Origin of the sequence: Klebsiella sp. JN_Kp122 (assembly GCF_040062085.1) — a bacterium.
GTDB classification, from domain to species: domain Bacteria; phylum Pseudomonadota; class Gammaproteobacteria; order Enterobacterales; family Enterobacteriaceae; genus Klebsiella; species Klebsiella aerogenes.
In genome coordinates this window covers 82,880-100,242 of record NZ_JBEAHW010000048.1, presented here as the reverse complement: position 1 = coordinate 100,242, position 17,363 = coordinate 82,880, and the positions used below count along the sequence as shown (strand labels likewise).

The following is a 17,363-nucleotide window of genomic DNA, read 5'->3' as shown; positions in this document are numbered from 1 at the left end:
TTTTATTTTGGAATTTTAATTTCGTTACCGTCATCATGATTTCGCTAAAAAAGCGCGAGCTTTGTCGATCGCGATCGCGAATCTAACGATCACATAGCAGGATGGTGGTGGACAAACGCAGAATTTGGGCTATGCCAGGAAGGATTATATTAATTCACCGATGACGGCAGTGAGAAAAAGGAGATCGGCCGCAGCGGCACGATCCCCTTATTTTCTGAGTTTTCAGGCATACTTGCTGGCGGCGAGACGCAGCCGAGCCTGCTGTTCGATATTCTCCAGTAGTTCCTGCACATCGTCCTCGCCGATATCAAGGAACTGCCCTTCCATCAGCGCGGCGTGAATATCTTCGCGAGTGACTGCAATCCCCATCGGCACTACATTCGGCTTCACCTCTTCCGCCGCCAGCGGATGCGGATAGCGGCGCCCGACCAGATTGTTGAAGACGATCGCCAGCAGCGCCAACATCATGGAGTTCAATAATACCGGCGTCAGCACAAACTGGTAGCCTTCACTGTGTACGCCGGCGCCGCCAAGGATGGCCGTAAGCGCCACCGCGCCGCCAGGTGGATGCAGACAACGCAAAAAGTACATCCCGGCGATCGCCAGCGCCGCCGCCAGGCCGCAGGCGATTGCCGTATCCGGCACCAGTAGTCCGACGGTGACGCCGATCAGCGCCGAAAGTACGTTGCCGCCAACGATAGACCAGGGCTGAGCAAGCGGGCTGCTGGGCACGCCAAATAGCAATACCGCCGAGGCCCCCATCGGCGCAATAAACCACAGATTTACCTCACCCAACAGCCAGTGGCTGAACATACTGGTCACCGCCAGTCCGGTTCCCGCACCGATCGATCCCAGCACAATATGCTTTTTAGCAACGGGTAAGGCATGAGGTTTTAAACGGCCAAGAAAAATACGCGCGCGAGAAAATAGCGGGCGCTGTAAAACGCGTAACATCGAACGAATCGCTCACATCATAGGAATAAATGATGTTTCATTGTCTTTATTTAACCATTCATTAACAACCATGTATTTATGATGCCTATTATTTGCAACTTTACCGGGCAGTGTGGGTTATGTGATTTTTACACCCTGCGTTAGAATCATCTTCCCCACCGGGGTTAAACCCACTCTACGGATTAAAGGTCACAATACGGTGAATAATAAGACAAATTTAACGAAAGAAGTGGCATGGGCCAGCCAGAATATGCCGCGTACCCTGCGTCAGGTGGCGGCCCTTCCTGACCTCAGCGAAGTGCGCCTGGCCTGCTGTATGCATCTCGATATGAAAATGATCCCGCTGGTGCAGGGGCTCCTTGAGAAAGGGGCGAAAGTCTTTTTGACCACCTGCAATCCAACCACCGTGCAGGATGAGGTTGTCTCCTGGCTGGTGGAGCGCGGCGCGGAAGCCTGCGCCTGGCGCAATATGAGTGATGCCGACTGGCAACAATCATGGGAAAAAGCCATCGCCTGGGGGCCAACTCACCTTTGTGAAATGGGTGCAGATATTACCACCCTGCTCCACCAGCGTGGCGAGTTCGGCAATGTCGTCGCCGGCCTTGAAGCCACCGGCTCCGGCGTCAATCGCCTCGGTGATATTCGCCCCGGCTACCCTATCTTTAACTGGGATGATCTGCCGGTCAAAGAAGGGCTACATAACCGCCATATGGTTGGCCTGACGGCCTGGCACACATTCTTCCAGACTACTCACCTGACCCTACATGAGAAAAAAGTGCTGGTGATCGGCTACGGCCTGGTCGGGCAAGGCGTCGCCGCCGCGGCAAAAGCCTTCGGCGGCCAGGTTATGGTGGCGGAAATCGATCCCGCGCGCCGTTTACAGGCCGCTTATGACGGCTGGCATGTCGTGGATTTACAGGATGCCATCGCATCAGCCGACGTCGTCGCTACCGCCACCGGCGGCAAAAAAGTGGTCAACAGCCTGGCGCTGGACAGCGCTAAAGATGGGGTGTTTATTCTCAACGTCGGCCACGTGGCGGAAGAGATTGACTGCGAACACCTGCGCCAGTTCCCGCATGAAGAGGTTATGCCCTATATCAACGCTTATCGGATGCCGGGGAAAACAATCTATCTAATGGCCGATGGCTCAATGCTCAACCTTACCGCCGGTTTTGGCGATAGCCTGAATGCGTTTGATGTCACCCTTGCGGTGATGGCCAGCGGCATTCGTCATATTGTTACCGACGGCATGCAGGCTAAAGCGGATGTTTATCTGCTGCCGCAAAGCGTGTGGCAGCAGGCGCTATAAGCACTGTTTCGGGGGGCTGGTCGGCGCCCCGAAGCCGCTTAACGGGTTTCCGGCAGCACGATATTGCTCTCAGCCAGCGTCCCCATATTGTTGAACATTGCCCCTGCCGCCTCGACCAGATGCATGGCTAACGCCGCGCCGCTGCCCTCGCCTAAGCGCATGCCCATCTCCAGATAAGGTTGCAACTGCAGGTGTTCCAGCGCAATACGTGCCCCCTTCTCCGCCGACAGATGCGACGGAATCAGGTACGGATGCAACTGTGGCGCGATCCGGCAGGCCGCCAGTGCTGAAGCGTACGATAAAAAGCCATCGAGTATCACCGGCAATCCGCAGGAAGCGGCGCCCAGCATAACCCCAGCCATCCCGAGCAAGTCAAAACCGCCCACTTTTGCCAGCACGTCGAGGCCATCGCCCGCAGACGGCTGATTGACCGCTATCGCCCGGCGTACCACTTCCGCCTTATGCGCCAGTTGCGATACCGGCAGGTTTGCGCCGATGCCCACAACATCGCCGGCATCATGGCCGGTCAGCACGCTGACCACGGCCGCAGCAGGCGTAGTGTTCGCCATTCCCAACTCGCCCACGCCGAACAGACGCACGCCCTGGTCCGCAAGCTGGCGGGTGTAGCGCATGCTTGCCAGTAGCAGCGCTTCGGCCTGCTCCCGGCTCATCGCCGCGGTACAGGCAATATTGCCGCTGCCGCGCGCCACTTTCATATTTACCAGCCCAGGGATCGGTTCGGCGTCAATACCGATGTCAACTACCTGAACATCAGCCCCGGCCTGCGCTGCCAGCACGCAAACGCCGGTATTCTTACGGGTCATATTGGCCGCCTGGATAGCGGTCACCGTTTGTGGCGAGACGGTAACACCTTCATGCCAGACGCCGTGGTCGGCGCACATAACCACAATAGTTTTGCGTGCAAAATGTAGCCCGCCCTGTAGCCCCGGCATACCTCCCAGCTGAACCGCCAGCGTTTCCAGACGCCCCAGGCTGCCGGGAGGTTTCAACAAGCCGTCAATATGCTCACGAGCCCGCGACATCGCGCTTTCGTCCGGTCGCGGGATGGCCGCTAACCATTCAGTTATTGTATTCATATGCTTCCTGACAGCGCGCTGTGTGCTCTATAGCAACGCCAGTAAAAAGATAACTTCGCCCAGTTCAATGGCCGCCCCAAGCGTATCGCCGGTCTGCCCGCCCAGCGTGCGCTTCAGCGCCTGGCCAAGCGCCGATACTACCAGCAGCGTTATAACCGCAGCCAGCAGGCCATGCAGGCCCAGCAGCAGCGTTGCCAGCGCCAAGGATAGCGCCAGGGTAATGACGGTCTGGCGGAAAGTCACCTTGCCAATAAATACGTTACCAAGCCCCTGCTCCCGGGCATAACGCTGGCGATACATTAGCAGCACCGACATCCCACGCGCCACAGCGCAGGCGGCAGCCAACGCCGCCAGCATCGAGGTACCGCGCAGCGTCAGTTCGCTAATGACAAATACCTTCGCCACCAGCACAAAGATCAGCGCCAGCCCGCCGTGTGTCCCGAGCCGGCTATCGCGCATGATCTCCAGCATCCGCTCGCGGCGACGGGCGGAAAAGATCCCATCGCAGGTATCCGCCAGGCCATCAAGATGAAAACCGCCGGTCAGCATCGCCAGCGCCAGTACGGCAAACAGCGCGGCCAACGGCAGGCCGCACCAGGCATGAAGCGCCAGCATCACCAGCCCGGCAATCGCGCCGAGTAGTAACCCCACCAGCGGAAAAGTAACAATCCCGCGCTCATATTGATCGATTTCCAGCCCCTGCGACCAGCGGGCCGGAACCGGCAAGCGGCTCATAAAAGAAAGCGTGGCAAAGAACGATTTAATCATTTGATTTTGACTCCTATCCCTGAAACAACCAGCCACACCTCATCGGCAGCCGCGGCCAGCATCTGATTTACGCGCCCGGCAATATCACGAAAATGCCGCGCCAGCCGGTTGTCCGGCACGATTCCCAGCCCCACCTCATTGGTAACCAACAGCACCGGCGATGGGCAGGCGCGGCAGGCAGCAATCAGCTGAGTGATTTCTTGCGTGACTGCCTTTTCCAGCGCAACGTAATCCCATTCATCAGGATCCGTTTCCCCACCTTCAGCGAACAGAATATTGGTGACCAGTGTAGTGACGCACTCAAGCAAAATGGCTTCATCGGGTACATTATCGGGGGTAATGAGTGGCGTTAGATCACGGCTGCGCTCTGCAGTACGCCAGTGCGGCGGGCGGCTATTGCGGTGATGTTGAATGCGTGCGGCCATTTCATCGTCAATAGCGGCTGAAGTGGCGATATAGAGCACCGACGCGAAGGATTGGATTAAAGATTCGGCGTGACGGCTTTTGCCGCTACGCGCGCCGCCGGTAATCAGTATCATCGCGGCGGTACCTGTAGCTGGGACAGCATGTGATAAACCCTTCCGGTATCAATAAGTTCACGGCGGCAGTATAACAAACTGTCGGCTTAAAGGGAGATGCTTATACGGAGGTTTAACGGCAGGAAGATGGAGGAGCCCGGCGGCCAGCAATGCCGCCGGAACTAATGAGTGGTTTATTCGCCGACTTTGGCTTCACCCATCACTTTGAGTTTTTTAGAGATGTCGCGACGCTCTTTCGACAGCTCGGCGTTTTTGATGATGTAATCGTCAACGCGGTCTTCATAATCGGTTTTCATGCTGGCGATGATACCCTGAATGGCTTCAACGCTCATACCCGGCTTGATGTAGTCGCTGAGGTTGTCCAGCAGCAGGACACGCTTCTGGTTATCACGGATCTTTTTCTCAACGTCCTGAATTTCACGCTGCAGCTTGTTCTTACGACGGAACAGACGAACAAACTCCAGAACGTCCTGGAAAGAAGGCTTAGTTGTTTCCATTTTTACACCCCTAATATTTGAGATTCGGATTCGCTAAAGCGACTGCCGTATAGGGCTAACATAACTGCTAGCAGTCGCTGATGACAATGTTTTTTCCTTTGCGTTTATCATAACCCTAAATGCTGCTGAATCGAAGCAACCTGTTCACTTCGCGCACGTATCTGTCTTTTATTTGCGCAGCGCGCGGCAAATAAGGTGCGACAGCAGCTCAAGCTGGCGCGCCAGCTCAATGGTCAGCCAAACATAGCCGTGAATCGGCGTTTCCGACAGATTATCGTCCTGATGCTCTTTGATAAGCTGCCGCAACTCGACCACAATCTCGTTGAGTTTCTCGGTGTTGGCGCGTACCGGCTGCGGGTTTCCCTCATACAAGGCATGGGCGATGGTCAGCAACGTTTGCTGGGTCATCTGTTGGGTTTCGCGCAAAGTCTGGGCGTTAAGCATCACAAAATGGCCCTGGCGAGAGGCCCAGTAAGCGTTGATCTGCAGTTCCAACATGCATACCAGATTACGGCTGACGGTCTGGATGGCTTCGAAGATTGCTTTCTGAATATGCGTTTCTTTGCTGGCCGGGGTTATCAACCCACGCATTTTCACCACGTCATTGAGCGCTTTCTGAAGATGTTTTTCCAGCCGCGGGCGCTCAACCAGATTCGGCGAAAAACCGGCCTGATACAGCCGATTAAACGTTGTGACATAATTCGCCATCTGGATGCGCCAGTGCAAAAACGCCCGCTGCGGCCAGATACCGGTAAACAGCATCGCCAACAGTGAACCAAAGATAACATCGCCGCTTCGCCACAACGCGGTGTTCATATCGCCCGGCGGCGCGCCCACCACCACTGCCAGCGTAATGCCGATCAGCAACGCCTGGTAGGGCCGTTTGCCGAGCGCCAGCCAGCCGCAGAGGAACATCGCCACCGCGCACCACAGCACCATAATTGGCAGTGAGATAAGTTCGAGTTTGAGCGCCACCAGCCCCAGCACCGAACCGAGGATAGTGCCGCCAATACGTTCGAAGGCCCGCGGCACCACATTGCCCCAGAAAGAGATAGGCCCCATCACCACCACCAGGGTGATCAGAGGCCAGGTGCCCTCCGGCACGTCCAGCAGACGCACCAGCAGGAAGGTCAGGACAAAAGCCAGCGCGATGCGGATACCGTGCACAATTCGGTAATGACGATACAGACGGATCTCAAATGGCTTAAGTGATTTATCAGCGCGCACGGCCTGCTCCGGCAAACAGAAAAGGCCAATTGTAGCCGCTTTTTTCATGAGCGCACTGCGCTAATGTAAAAAACCTTGTCAAGATAAGGGATAACGACTTACGAGCCGATACGGTTCACCGCCACGTACATCTCAATATCCCAGTGACCATCCTGGTTGCCATCGTTAAGATAAATTTCAAAACAGGGCTTATCCGCGATTTGGAACTCTCTGCTCTGCAGCAGGCTGTCAAAGAACTGCAGCCACGGCGTGGAGAAATCATGATTAATGACCCGCGCGCTGGCGCAGGCGTAATCGCCGCCGGCAATTGCGGTGAGGATGACCCCTTCACTATTCGGCGGGATGACGTAATCATCCGCCACGGTAACAACGGTGTCACAACGCAGTTTTTCCGCCGGTACCTGCTGCGGATTATCATAATAAACCGCGACCCACTCCTGCGCAGGCACCTGGTGGTGACTGACCCACGCCGCCAGTTGTTCAAACCCCTGCTTTACGGTCTGCTCCCAGGGGCCAACCATATGAAACCCGGCAATCTTGCGGGCATCGAGAGATTGAATGCTGTAGTTCATAGCGCCTCCAGTGTTGATAAAATACTGTATAAATATACACCAAATTTAGCAGCCGGATGAACAACAGTATGTGCGCGGATTCACAGAGTCGCCACAAGCGCGAAATGAATAAAGCCCGCCGCAGAGTGCGGCGGGCCAGAGGGTAACAAGATTAAATGCCGTGATGCAGATAATCGCTCAGGCGGGAAAACATCCCACCCTTGCCGACGCTTTCCAGGGTCACCAGCGGCCAATGCCCGACCACTTTGTCGCCATCGTAAAGCGAGATTTCGCCCACGCGTTGGTTAGCGGCGATCGGCGCTTCCAGATCCTTGGTATCCAGCACATATTTTGCTTTGATACGTGGAACTTCTGATTTCGGGATCGCGAGCCAGAAGTCCTGATCGGTGCCGAGCTTGATCTGCTCTTTGTCGCCATACCAGATATGTTCGACGCCGACCTGCTTACCTTTTTGCAGCACCTGCACGGTGTCAAAGTTCTGTTGACCCCAGTGCAGCAGTTTAGCCGCCTGCTCTTCTCGCCCTTTTGGACTATCGGCCCCCATCACCACGGCAATCAAACGACGCTGGCCATCGACCGCCGAGGCAATAAGATTGAAGCCCGCTCCTGAGGTATGGCCGGTTTTCAGGCCATCGACATTCATGGTTTTGTCCCACAGCAAACCGTTACGGTTCTGCTGGGTGATACCGTTCCACGTCAGGCTTTTTTCGCTATACATGTGATAGACATCCGGCTCGCCGTGAATAATCGCCCGCGACAACACCGCTAAATCATAGGCGGAGCTATGCTGGCCAGGCGCGTCGAGTCCGTGGACGGTTTCAAAATGGGTGTCTTTCAAATGCAATTTTTCAACGTAGCTATTCATCAACGCGACAAATTGCGGTTGGCCGCCAGCGACATAGTCAGCGAGCGCGACGCAGGCGTCATTACCGGAATCGACGATCAGCCCGCGGCTAAGATCGCGAACGCTAACCCGATCGCCCGCTTTAAGGAACATCAGCGAAGAACCGTTAAACACCGGATTGCCCTTGGCCCAGGCATCCTTACCGACGGTGACCATATCATCAAAGGTAATGCGATGGCTGTCGATGGCGCGGTCGACAACGTAACCGGTCATCAGTTTGGTCAGGCTGGCGGGGTTACGCTGTTGGTGTTCATTACCGGCGGTCAGGATTTGACCGGTAGTGTAGTCCATCAGCACCCAGGAACCGGCCTGGATCGATGGCGGCGTCACGGTGACGGGCAAATCAGCGGCAGCAAATGCGCAGGAAACGCTCGAAGCGAGCAAAGTTACAGCAAATAAAAAACGGCCTTTCAACGGCATATCCTCAAGATTTACAGATTCGCCGTCCTTTTTACGGAAGTTCGCCTGAGAGATCAGGGCTAAATTGCAAGAAAATATGACATGACAGTAGATGCATCTGACCGTTACCCTTCTGATGGCTCTACAAATCGTTTACCATACGGAATGCCTTACACCATGGATAACGAATCGATTATGCAAGACTGCGCCAATCAGCCTGGATTTTTATTCCACGACTACGAAACCTTCGGTACCAGCCCTTCGCTCGACCGGCCGGCGCAGTTCGCCGCCATCCGTACCGATAGCGATCTGAATGTCATTGGCGAACCGGAAGTCTTCTACTGCAAGCCTGCGGACGACTACCTGCCGCAACCACAGGCGGTGATGATTACCGGAATTACGCCACAGGAAGCGCTGGCCAAAGGCGACAACGAGGCCGCTTTCGCCCGCCGCATCAACGATCTGTTCACGGTGCCGAAAACCTGTATCGTCGGCTACAACAATGTCCGCTTTGATGATGAAGTCAGCCGTAATATTTTTTACCGCAACTTTTACGATCCGTACGCCTGGAGCTGGCAGCATGATAATTCGCGCTGGGACCTGCTGGATGTGATGCGCGCCTGCTATGCCCTGCGCCCGGAAGGTATCAACTGGCCGGAAAATGAAGACGGTCTGCCAAGCTTCCGCCTTGAGCATCTGACCGTCGCGAATGGCATAGAGCATAGCAATGCCCACGATGCGATGGCCGATGTGTACGCCACTATTGCGATGGCGAAACTGGTGAAGACCCATCAGCCGCGCCTGTTTGACTATCTGTACAGTCATCGAAATAAACGCAAGCTGGCGACGTTAATCGACGTGCCGCAGTTGAAACCACTGGTCCACGTTTCCGGTATGTTCGGCGCCGCCCGCGGCAACACTAGCCTGGTCGCGCCGCTGGCCTGGCATCCGGATAACCGCAATGCGGTGATTATGGTTGACCTGGCGGGGGATATGTCGCCGTTGTTGGAGCTCGACGCCGATACATTGCGCGAGCGCCTGTATACTCCGCGAGACGAACTCGGCTATTTACCGGCAGCGCCAATTAAGCTGGTGCATTTAAACAAATGCCCGGTGCTGGCTCAGGCCAATACGTTGCGTCCGCAGGATGCCGACCGTTTAGGTATCAATACTCAGCGCTGCCTGGAGAACGCCCAACTGCTGCGCGCAAATCCGCAGGTACGTGAGAAAGTGGTGGCCCTGTATGCCGAAGCCGAACCGTTCGTGCCATCGGATAATGTTGACGCCCAACTGTACAACGGATTCTTTAGCGATGCCGATCGCGCGGCGATGAAGATAGTGCTGGAAACCGAACCGCGTAACCTGCCAGCGCTGGATATTACGTTTGCGGATAAACGCATTGAACGCCTGCTGTTTAACTACCGCGCGCGTAACTTCCCCGGTACGCTTGATGAAAACGAACAGCAGCGCTGGTTAGAGCACCGCCGTAACGTCTTTACGCCAGAGTTTTTGCAGGCCTATGCCGATGAACTGCAGGTGATGTATCAACAGTATGCTGACGATAGTGAAAAACAAGCCCTGTTGAAAGCGCTGTGGCAATATGCGCAGGAAATCGTTTAACCCGGGCCAGGCCGTCACCGTAGCCCGGGAGTACTAACTTAACTTTTCGCGCGGCTGGCGATGATATCGTCGGCCACGTTACGCGGCGCTTCTGCGTAATGATGGAACTCCATGCTATAGGTCGCGCGACCCTGCGACATCGAGCGCAGCGTGGTGGAATAACCGAACATTTCGGCCAGCGGCACATCGGCACGAATAATCTGGCTACCGAAACGCTCCTCCATCCCCTGCACCATTCCGCGACGGGAAGAGAGATCGCCCATAATATTGCCGGCGTACTCTTCCGGCGTCTCCACCTCGACGTGCATCACCGGCTCCAGGATCACCGGGTCCGCTTTTCGCGCCCCTTCCTTAAAGCCGAAAATCGCCGCCATACGGAAAGCCATTTCGGAGGAGTCGACGTCATGATACGAACCAAACGTCAGTGTCGCTTTAACGTCGACAACCGGATAGCCCGCCAGCACGCCGGTGCCCATCGCTTCACGCAGCCCTTTTTCCACAGAAGGGATGTATTCACGCGGTACGACCCCGCCTTTGGTGGCATCTTCAAACACAAAGCCGCTCCCCGCCGCCAAGGGTTCCAGGGTCAGCACGACGTGCCCATACTGCCCCTTACCGCCGGACTGACGCACAAATTTGCCTTCCACATCCTTCACCGTTTTACGGATGGTTTCCCGATAGGTAACCTGCGGACGGCCAATATTCGCCTCAACGCCGAACTCGCGTTTCATACGGTCGACGATAATCTCCAGATGCAACTCCCCCATCCCGGAGATAATCGTCTGCCCGGACTCTTCATCGGTATGCAGGCGGAACGACGGATCCTCGGAAGCCAACCGCTGTAGCGCAATGCCCATTTTCTCCTGGTCGGCCTTGGTCTTCGGTTCAATCGCCAGCGAAATGACCGGTTCCGGGAACTCCATGCGCTCAAGAGTGATGACCGCATCCGGATCGCACAGCGTATCGCCCGTCGTGACATCTTTTAGACCAACACAGGCGGCAATATCACCGGCATGCAGCTCGTCGACTTCGTGGCGATCGTTGGCATGCATCAGCACGATGCGCCCGATACGTTCTTTCTTGCCCTTCACCGGGTTAAAGACCGCATCGCCTTTTTTCAACGTCCCGGAATAGACGCGAATAAAGGTCAACTGGCCGACGTAGGGATCGGTCATGAGTTTAAACGCCAGCGCCGACAGCGGCTCATCGTCGCTCGGGTGACGCTCCGCCGGTTGCCCCTTGTCATCAATGCCCTGAATCGCCGGAATATCCAGCGGCGACGGCATTAACTCAACGACCGCATCGAGCATCCGCTGCACGCCTTTATTTTTAAAGGCGCTGCCGCAGAGCACCGGCTGGATTTCGCCGCCGACCGTGCGTTTACGTAGACCGGCCACAATTTCCGCTTCGCTCAGTTCACCGCTTTCGAGATATTTATCCATCAGCTCATCACTGGCTTCCGCCGCAGCCGAAACCATTTTTTCCCGCCACTCCTGAGCCGTCGGCAGCAGGTCATCAGGCACAGGCGCATAGCTGAACGTCATCCCCTGCGTTGCATCATCCCACAGAATGGCCCGCATCTTTATCAGGTCGATGACGCCGGTGAAATGCTCTTCAGCGCCAATGGGGATAACAATCGGCACCGGATTGGCCTTCAGGCGATCGATCATCATTTGCACCACGCGGAAGAAATCGGCGCCCGGGCGGTCCATTTTGTTAACGAAAGCCAACCGCGGGACGTGATACTTGTTGGCCTGCCGCCAGACGGTCTCCGACTGCGGCTGCACGCCGCCGACCGAGTCATAGACCATCACCGCGCCGTCCAGCACGCGCATCGAACGTTCTACTTCGATGGTAAAGTCCACGTGCCCCGGGGTATCAATGATATTGATACGATGGGGCTCAAAGCTGCGGTCCATCCCGGGCCAGAAGCAGCTTACCGCTGCGGAAGTAATGGTAATCCCACGCTCCTGCTCCTGCGCCATCCAGTCGGTAGTTGCCGCGCCATCGTGTACTTCACCCAGCTTATGGCTCATCCCGGTGTAAAACAGAATGCGCTCAGTGGTGGTGGTTTTGCCGGCATCGATATGCGCGGAGATACCGATGTTGCGATAACGTTCGAGGGGGATGGGTCGGGGCATGATGCGTCCTTAGTCATTTTGACTGTCAATGAGCGGCTAAATCTGCCGCGGTTAGGTTTACGGCATCTATAATAGTACAACTGTACGAGTATATTCGAACTATTTTCACTATCACTGCTATCGGTCAGCTTGCGACGGCGCGCGTGGCGCAAGAAAAGGAGTTTGGGTATAGTAGCCGCCAGCCGCCGATACGGGTTGCTGTTCGCGTGAACAGCACAACCGCCGACACAGGAATATTATGATCGCCAATCACCCCGAACGTGAACAAATTCGCCTCGAAAATGTTCTTTTTGCCCTGGGCAACCCCTTGCGGCTGGAAATCATTCGCACGCTCTCCGACGGCAGCGAGCAGAGTTGTAACGCATTGCGCAAAGAAGATATCGCTAAATCCACCATGACTCACCATTGGCGGGTGCTGCGCGACAGCGGCGTGATCTGGCAACGTCCTCAGGGGCGGGAAAATTTAATTTCGCTTCGCCGCGACGATTTGGATGCCCGCTTTCCAGGGCTGTTGGATACGCTGCTTAATGTGATGCGACAGGAGAAGTAAGCCATCCCTGTGCCCCCGGCAAAGCGACAGCCGCCAGCGGGGAAACCAGCGGACGCCAGACACAAAAAAGCCGGAGGTTTCCCTCCGGCTTTTCTTATCATAAAGCGTGATTACGCAACGTCTTCGTACTGCGGTACCGGGTTGCGGAAGCTTTTGGTTACGCACGCCAGGTAAATCAGACCGATACCGGCCCAAATCAGACCCAGGATCATCGAGCTCTCTTCCAGGTTAACCCACAGCGCGCCAACGGTCAGGGCGCCGCACATCGGCAGGAACAGATACTGGAAGTGGTCTTTCAGCGTCTTGTTGCGTTTCTCGCGGATCCAGAACTGCGAGATAACCGACAGGTTAACGAAGGTGAACGCCACCAGCGCACCGAAGTTAATCAGCGCAGTCGCCATCACCAGGTCAAAGTTAATCGCCAGCAGCGCGATCGCGCCAACCAGGATGATGTTCATCGCCGGGGTGCGCCAGGTCGGATGCACGTAGCCGAAGAAGCTTTTCGGGAATACGCCATCACGGCCCATCACGTACATCAGACGCGCAACGCCAGCATGCGCCGCCATACCGGAAGCCAGCACGGTGATGGTGGAGAAGATCAGCGCGCCTACCTGGAAGGCTTTACCCGCCACATACAGCATAATTTCAGGCTGTGAGGCATCCGGATCCTTAAAGCGCGAGATATCCGGGAAGTACAGCTGCAGGAAGTAGGTGGCAAAAATGAAGATCAGGCCGCCAATCAGCGCAGTCAGGAAGATAGCGCGCGGAATAACGCGTTCTGCATCTTTGGTCTCTTCAGACAGATTGCTGATGCCATCAAAGCCGGTAAATGAGAAGCAGAGTATCGTCGCCCCGGTAATCATCGGGATAACGTGCGCATCGCCGGACCAGAACGGACGGCTGCTGGCCAGTGTACCGGCGCCCTCGCCTTCAAATACGCCATAGACCACCATGCCGAGGATCACGGCAATCAGTACCACCTGCAGCACCACGATAACGGTGTTGAAGTTGGCGACGGACTTGATGCTGCGCAGGTTAAAGGCGGTCATGAACGCGACCAGCGCGATAACAAACACCCACGATGGAATCGAAGGCACCAGCGCTTCAAAGTAGATTTTCGCCAACAGGATGTTGATCATCGGCGCGAACAGGTAGTCGAGCAGAGAGGACCAACCCACCATGAAGCCAACGGTCGGGCTAATGGATTTCTGGGCGTAGGTATACGCGGAACCCGCGGAAGGATAACGGCGTACCAGCTTCCCGTAGCTCAGCGCAGTAAAAAGAATAGCGATTAACGCAAAGGCGTAGGCCGTCGGCACGTGACCGTCGGTCATACCAGAGACGATACCAAACGTATCGAACAGCGTCATCGGCTGCATATAGGCCAGGCCCATCATTACAACCGGAACTAACGTAAGGGTTTTACGTAATTCCACGCGAGAGGTATTTGGAGTAGCGTTATGCGACATAGTTATCCCCTTTTACGGCGAAGGCCAGCGCGTAAGCAAAAAATTGCCCCATTTCTTTCTATTCCTCAGCGACAACGACTGTCGGTTTTTAGTAAATATCTATCCGGTACGAAGCCCGGCCTCTTGGTATTGAATGATGTGTCTTTCGACCAAAAAAATAACCGACACTTTAAAAAAAGCGTCGGCTAGTCTCTGGTTTTCAGGCTGCGTATTTTGCAACAACTTCTGGCTTAATGACAAGATGTTGAAAGGTTTATTAATAGGCTAAGAATTCTAACCGCCTAATATTCATACTATTTTAGTATTGTAGATCTGACGAATAGCACTATTTGCTAATATCGCTTCTAACCACCATTGCGCGGCAAGGCCAAAAACGTCTTCATTCCAGCCAATCCATGCCCGATGCAGCCGCACAGGTGTGCTAATACGTTTCTCGACCAATTTTCCCTTCTCCAGCCAGGCCTCAGCCAGGTAGCGCGGCAGGTAAGCCCAGCCCAGGCCGGCGCATACCAGCTCCAGCAGGCTATTCATATCATAAACCGTCACACTCTCCTGCTTTTCGCTTTGCAGCAACCCGGCATTGCAAATAATCGCCCGATATCGCTGTAACACCCGCAAATTCAACGGTTCCTTAGCCTGCGCCAGTGGATGATTAATCGCGACCACAAAACACAGATCCACATCGCCAAGCAGACTAAAACCATAACCCACCAGCGTTGGCGGCTCGTTAAGCGCGCCCAGCACCATGTCGACCTCGCCTGCCGCCAGAGCATCCCAACCACCAGCGCTAGTGAACTGCAAACGGGTCACGTTGCGTTGTTGATAAAACTGTTCCATCAGTGAAGTTAAAAGAGAGAAAGGAAAAGTCATATCGACACTGATGGTCAGGGTATTTTCCCAGCCCTGATGTAGCCTGATGGCCTGCAGCTCAAGTTCGCGAGCGGTATGGAGTAGCTCACGTCCTTTCTCCAGCAGCATCTGCCCGGTGCAAGTAAAGCGCGCCCGATGACCGCTGCGATCCAGCAGTTGGATATTCAGATCGCTTTCTAATTTATGGATGGTATAGCTCAGCGCCGAGGGGGTTTTATAGAGCTTTGCCGAAGCCGCGGCAAAGCTCCCCTCTTTTTCTAAGGCATCAAGAATTACGAGAACATCCAGCAGTGGTTTCATCGCCCCCCCTTACGGTACGCGATCGTCTGCTGGCGATTACTCCATTGGCATCACCAGCGGATCGGGGTACTGGTATTCAAAGCCAAGCTCATAGCATATCCGGTTGCCATCAATGATTTTGCCTTTACCCCCCTCCGGGTTATCGGTAAATACCGGTAACGGCAGCCCAAGTTCACGGGCCATCTGCGGATAAAAGACGCCGCGCGCCGGATGCTGCGGCGCACATATATTATAGATGTGTCCGCCTTTCGGGGCCTGAAGCAATAGCTCAATCGCGGCAATAACGTCCTGCAGATGCACCAGATTGACCCCGTGCTGGCCATCCGGGGCCGATTTACCGGCAAAGAAACGGCCCGGATGGCGCGATGGCCCAACCAACCCGGCGAGACGCAGAATATCCACCGAAGTACCCGGCAACGCATGCAGCCAGTCTTCCAGCTCTTTCAGTACCCTGCCGCTGGCGGTTTGTGGATTGCGCGGCGAATTTTCCTTCATCGTCCCTTCGGTATTGCCATAAACCGAGGTCGAACTGGTAAAAATAATGCGTGGAATATGCCGCGAGAGCGCGGTATCAACAATCTCCTGCACCGCCTGTAGATAAAAATCTTCCCCGGGGCCCGTGCGCCGCGCAGGTAACGTGATAACCAGCGCATCGACGTTCATCATCGCGTCCAGATCCTCAGCCTCACAGATCAGCTGGGGTTCGAGACGCAGCGGATATCCTTCAATACCGCACATCCGCGCCGCCTCCACGCCGTCCTGCGTCGTTTTACTGCCGGTGACATGCCACCCGCGTGCGCGCAATGACAACGCAAGCGGCATGCCCAGCCACCCTAACCCGACAATCGCGACCTTTTTCATACCCTGGCTCCTGACTCATTCGCTGTGCTGATACTAGGCTACGCTAGCCCGCGAGACCTGACAATTTGTTCGACGAATATGAAATGAATTAATGATGGAAAAAAGGGCTTGCTTTATGCGCCGGAACTGGTTTAGGTTAAAAGACATCAAATGCATAGTCATTCAAAGAGAATTTTATGAACAGCGTTCAATTTAAAAACCACCATCATCACCATCATCCTGACTAGTCTTTCAGGCGATGTGTGCTGGAAGACGTTTGGATCTTCCAGTGGTGCATGAACGCAAAGAGAGCCCCCGGAAGATTCACTTCCGGGGGCTTTTTTTTGGACCGAATTCGGACAGATTCAGACAGGTATTCAGAGGAAAACAACAATGTTAGACAACACCCGTTTACGCATAGCTATTCAGAAATCCGGCCGTTTGAGTGAAGATTCACGCGAACTGCTCGGCCGCTGCGGCATTAAAGTCAACCTGCACACCCAGCGTCTGATCGCCCTTGCGGAAAACATGCCGATCGATATTCTGCGCGTTCGCGATGACGATATTCCGGGGCTGGTGATGGACGGCGTTGTCGACCTTGGCATTATCGGCGAGAACGTGCTGGAAGAAGAGCTGCTGAGCCGCCGCGCGCAGGGCGAAGACCCGCGCTATTTCACCCTGCGCCGTCTCGATTTTGGCGGATGCCGTCTGTCGCTGGCGACACCGGTGGATGAAAACTGGAATGGCCCGGCGGCGCTGGACGGCAAACGCATCGCCACCTCTTACCCGCACCTGTTAAAACGCTATCTCGATCAGAAAGGTATCTCCTTTAAATCCTGTCTGCTAAACGGTTCTGTCGAAGTCGCCCCGCGCGCTGGCCTTGCCGACGCCATCTGCGATCTCGTTTCTACCGGCGCAACCCTTGAAGCTAACGGCCTGCGCGAAGTTGAAGTTATTTATCGTTCCAAAGCCTGCCTGATCCAGCGTGACGGCGAGATGGACGAGGCGAAACAGCAGCTGATCGACCGTCTGCTGACCCGCATTCAGGGGGTTATCCAGGCCCGCGAATCGAAATACATCATGATGCACGCGCCGACCGAACGGCTGGAGGAAGTGGTGGCGCTGCTGCCGGGCGCCGAACGACCAACTATTCTGCCGCTGGCGGGCGATAAACAGCGGGTAGCGATGCACATGGTCAGCAGCGAAACCCTGTTCTGGGAAACCATGGAAAAACTGAAAGCGCTGGGCGCCAGCTCCATCCTGGTGCTGCCGATCGAGAAGATGATGGAGTAATCCAGCTATCCGCA

17 protein-coding genes and 1 other annotated feature are annotated in these 17,363 nt (G+C 55.3%); of the genes, 5 read left to right on the top strand and 12 right to left on the bottom strand.

Going from position 1 to position 17,363, the window contains the following annotated elements; genetic code table 11:
- Positions 1-222: 222 nt before the first annotated feature.
- A complete protein-coding gene (locus ABLU78_RS22945; protein ID WP_045367145.1) occupies positions 223-954 on the bottom strand; it encodes an HPP family protein in 732 nt (243 codons plus the stop codon).
- Between the two features lie 199 nt (positions 955-1,153).
- Here ABLU78_RS22945 and ABLU78_RS22940 point away from each other — a divergent pair, with 199 nt between their 5' ends.
- On the top strand, positions 1,154-2,263 hold the full coding sequence (locus ABLU78_RS22940) for an adenosylhomocysteinase (protein ID WP_032708694.1): 1,110 nt from the start codon (positions 1,154-1,156) through the stop codon (positions 2,261-2,263).
- Positions 2,264-2,301: 38 nt separating this feature from the next.
- Here the strand turns inward: ABLU78_RS22940 and cobT are convergent, their stop codons facing one another.
- The 7 genes from cobT to dacD form a co-directional block, all read right to left on the bottom strand.
- Positions 2,302-3,360 carry a nicotinate-nucleotide--dimethylbenzimidazole phosphoribosyltransferase gene (gene cobT, locus ABLU78_RS22935; RefSeq protein WP_048228999.1) on the bottom strand — a complete coding sequence of 353 codons (1,059 nt, stop codon included), beginning with the start codon at positions 3,358-3,360 and terminating at the stop codon, positions 2,302-2,304.
- A 27-nt stretch (positions 3,361-3,387) separates the two neighbouring features.
- The gene (gene cobS / locus ABLU78_RS22930) at positions 3,388-4,128 is read right to left on the bottom strand and encodes an adenosylcobinamide-GDP ribazoletransferase (protein WP_048229001.1); all 741 of its coding nucleotides are present in this window, start codon (positions 4,126-4,128) and stop codon (positions 3,388-3,390) included.
- A complete protein-coding gene (gene cobU, locus ABLU78_RS22925; protein WP_048229004.1) occupies positions 4,125-4,667 on the bottom strand; it encodes a bifunctional adenosylcobinamide kinase/adenosylcobinamide-phosphate guanylyltransferase in 543 nt (180 codons plus the stop codon). Before cobU ends, cobS begins: the two co-directional genes overlap by 4 nt.
- A 173-nt stretch (positions 4,668-4,840) precedes the next feature.
- Entirely contained in the window at positions 4,841-5,164 is a 324-nt protein-coding gene (locus tag ABLU78_RS22920) for a DUF496 family protein (RefSeq protein ID WP_015365834.1), read from the bottom strand.
- A gap of 168 nt (positions 5,165-5,332) precedes the next feature.
- Complete coding sequence (locus ABLU78_RS22915) at positions 5,333-6,391, bottom strand: FUSC family protein (protein ID WP_048229315.1); 1,059 nt, start codon at positions 6,389-6,391, stop codon at positions 5,333-5,335.
- Positions 6,392-6,489: 98 nt separating this feature from the next.
- Complete coding sequence (gene sbmC, locus ABLU78_RS22910; RefSeq protein WP_045389247.1) at positions 6,490-6,963, bottom strand: DNA gyrase inhibitor SbmC; 474 nt, start codon at positions 6,961-6,963, stop codon at positions 6,490-6,492.
- 151 nt (positions 6,964-7,114) lie between these two features.
- The gene (dacD, locus tag ABLU78_RS22905) at positions 7,115-8,281 is read right to left on the bottom strand and encodes a serine-type D-Ala-D-Ala carboxypeptidase DacD (protein ID WP_015365831.1); all 1,167 of its coding nucleotides are present in this window, start codon (positions 8,279-8,281) and stop codon (positions 7,115-7,117) included.
- 180 nt (positions 8,282-8,461) lie between these two features.
- Between dacD and sbcB the strand changes: the two genes are divergently transcribed.
- On the top strand, positions 8,462-9,886 hold the full coding sequence (gene sbcB, locus ABLU78_RS22900; protein WP_048229317.1) for an exodeoxyribonuclease I: 1,425 nt from the start codon (positions 8,462-8,464) through the stop codon (positions 9,884-9,886).
- 38 nt (positions 9,887-9,924) lie between these two features.
- Here sbcB and fusA read toward each other — a convergent pair whose 3' ends face one another.
- Positions 9,925-12,027 carry an elongation factor G gene (gene fusA, locus ABLU78_RS22895; RefSeq protein ID WP_048229005.1) on the bottom strand — a complete coding sequence of 701 codons (2,103 nt, stop codon included), beginning with the start codon at positions 12,025-12,027 and terminating at the stop codon, positions 9,925-9,927.
- A 238-nt stretch (positions 12,028-12,265) separates the two neighbouring features.
- On the opposite strand from fusA, the gene ABLU78_RS22890 reads away from it, so the two are divergent.
- Positions 12,266-12,577 (top strand): helix-turn-helix domain-containing protein, encoded by a 312-nt coding sequence (locus ABLU78_RS22890; RefSeq protein WP_015365828.1) that lies wholly within the window; start codon positions 12,266-12,268, stop codon positions 12,575-12,577.
- 110 nt (positions 12,578-12,687) lie between these two features.
- On the opposite strand, the gene plaP is transcribed toward ABLU78_RS22890, so the two are convergent.
- The 3 genes from plaP to ABLU78_RS22875 all read right to left on the bottom strand — a co-directional run bounded on the left by plaP (position 12,688) and on the right by ABLU78_RS22875 (position 16,077).
- Complete coding sequence (gene plaP / locus ABLU78_RS22885; RefSeq protein ID WP_015365827.1) at positions 12,688-14,046, bottom strand: putrescine/proton symporter PlaP; 1,359 nt, start codon at positions 14,044-14,046, stop codon at positions 12,688-12,690.
- A gap of 288 nt (positions 14,047-14,334) precedes the next feature.
- Positions 14,335-15,216, bottom strand: a complete 882-nt coding sequence (locus tag ABLU78_RS22880) for a LysR substrate-binding domain-containing protein (protein ID WP_048229006.1) — start codon at positions 15,214-15,216, stop codon at positions 14,335-14,337.
- A gap of 36 nt (positions 15,217-15,252) precedes the next feature.
- Positions 15,253-16,077 carry an SDR family oxidoreductase gene (locus ABLU78_RS22875; RefSeq protein WP_015365825.1) on the bottom strand — a complete coding sequence of 275 codons (825 nt, stop codon included), beginning with the start codon at positions 16,075-16,077 and terminating at the stop codon, positions 15,253-15,255.
- Positions 16,078-16,253: 176 nt separating this feature from the next.
- Here ABLU78_RS22875 and hisL point away from each other — a divergent pair, with 176 nt between their 5' ends.
- Both hisL and hisG read left to right on the top strand, forming a co-directional pair.
- Entirely contained in the window at positions 16,254-16,304 is a 51-nt protein-coding gene (gene hisL, locus ABLU78_RS22870; RefSeq protein WP_009654477.1) for a his operon leader peptide, read from the top strand.
- Positions 16,280-16,402: a sequence feature (His leader region), on the top strand. (Overlaps the previous gene by 25 nt.)
- Before the next feature lie 47 nt (positions 16,403-16,449).
- Positions 16,450-17,349, top strand: a complete 900-nt coding sequence (gene hisG / locus ABLU78_RS22865) for an ATP phosphoribosyltransferase (RefSeq protein ID WP_015365824.1) — start codon at positions 16,450-16,452, stop codon at positions 17,347-17,349.
- Positions 17,350-17,363 lie beyond the last annotated feature (14 nt).

Bases quoted from the DNA above. Each gene is read 5' to 3' on its own strand.
- ABLU78_RS22945 (WP_045367145.1), bottom strand. From the start codon at position 954: ATGTTACGCGTTTTACAGCGCCCGCTATTTTCTCGCGCGCGTATTTTT.
- cobT (WP_048228999.1), bottom strand. From the start codon at position 3,360: ATGAATACAATAACTGAATGGTTAGCGGCCATCCCGCGACCGGACGAA.
- cobS (WP_048229001.1), bottom strand. From the start codon at position 4,128: ATGATTAAATCGTTCTTTGCCACGCTTTCTTTTATGAGCCGCTTGCCG.
- cobU (WP_048229004.1), bottom strand. From the start codon at position 4,667: ATGATACTGATTACCGGCGGCGCGCGTAGCGGCAAAAGCCGTCACGCC.
- ABLU78_RS22920 (WP_015365834.1), bottom strand. From the start codon at position 5,164: ATGGAAACAACTAAGCCTTCTTTCCAGGACGTTCTGGAGTTTGTTCGT.
- sbmC (WP_045389247.1), bottom strand. From the start codon at position 6,963: ATGAACTACAGCATTCAATCTCTCGATGCCCGCAAGATTGCCGGGTTT.
- sbcB (WP_048229317.1), top strand. From the start codon at position 8,462: ATGCAAGACTGCGCCAATCAGCCTGGATTTTTATTCCACGACTACGAA.
- fusA (WP_048229005.1), bottom strand. From the start codon at position 12,027: ATGCCCCGACCCATCCCCCTCGAACGTTATCGCAACATCGGTATCTCC.
- ABLU78_RS22890 (WP_015365828.1), top strand. From the start codon at position 12,266: ATGATCGCCAATCACCCCGAACGTGAACAAATTCGCCTCGAAAATGTT.
- plaP (WP_015365827.1), bottom strand. From the start codon at position 14,046: ATGTCGCATAACGCTACTCCAAATACCTCTCGCGTGGAATTACGTAAA.
- ABLU78_RS22880 (WP_048229006.1), bottom strand. From the start codon at position 15,216: ATGAAACCACTGCTGGATGTTCTCGTAATTCTTGATGCCTTAGAAAAA.
- ABLU78_RS22875 (WP_015365825.1), bottom strand. From the start codon at position 16,077: ATGAAAAAGGTCGCGATTGTCGGGTTAGGGTGGCTGGGCATGCCGCTT.
- hisG (WP_015365824.1), top strand. From the start codon at position 16,450: ATGTTAGACAACACCCGTTTACGCATAGCTATTCAGAAATCCGGCCGT.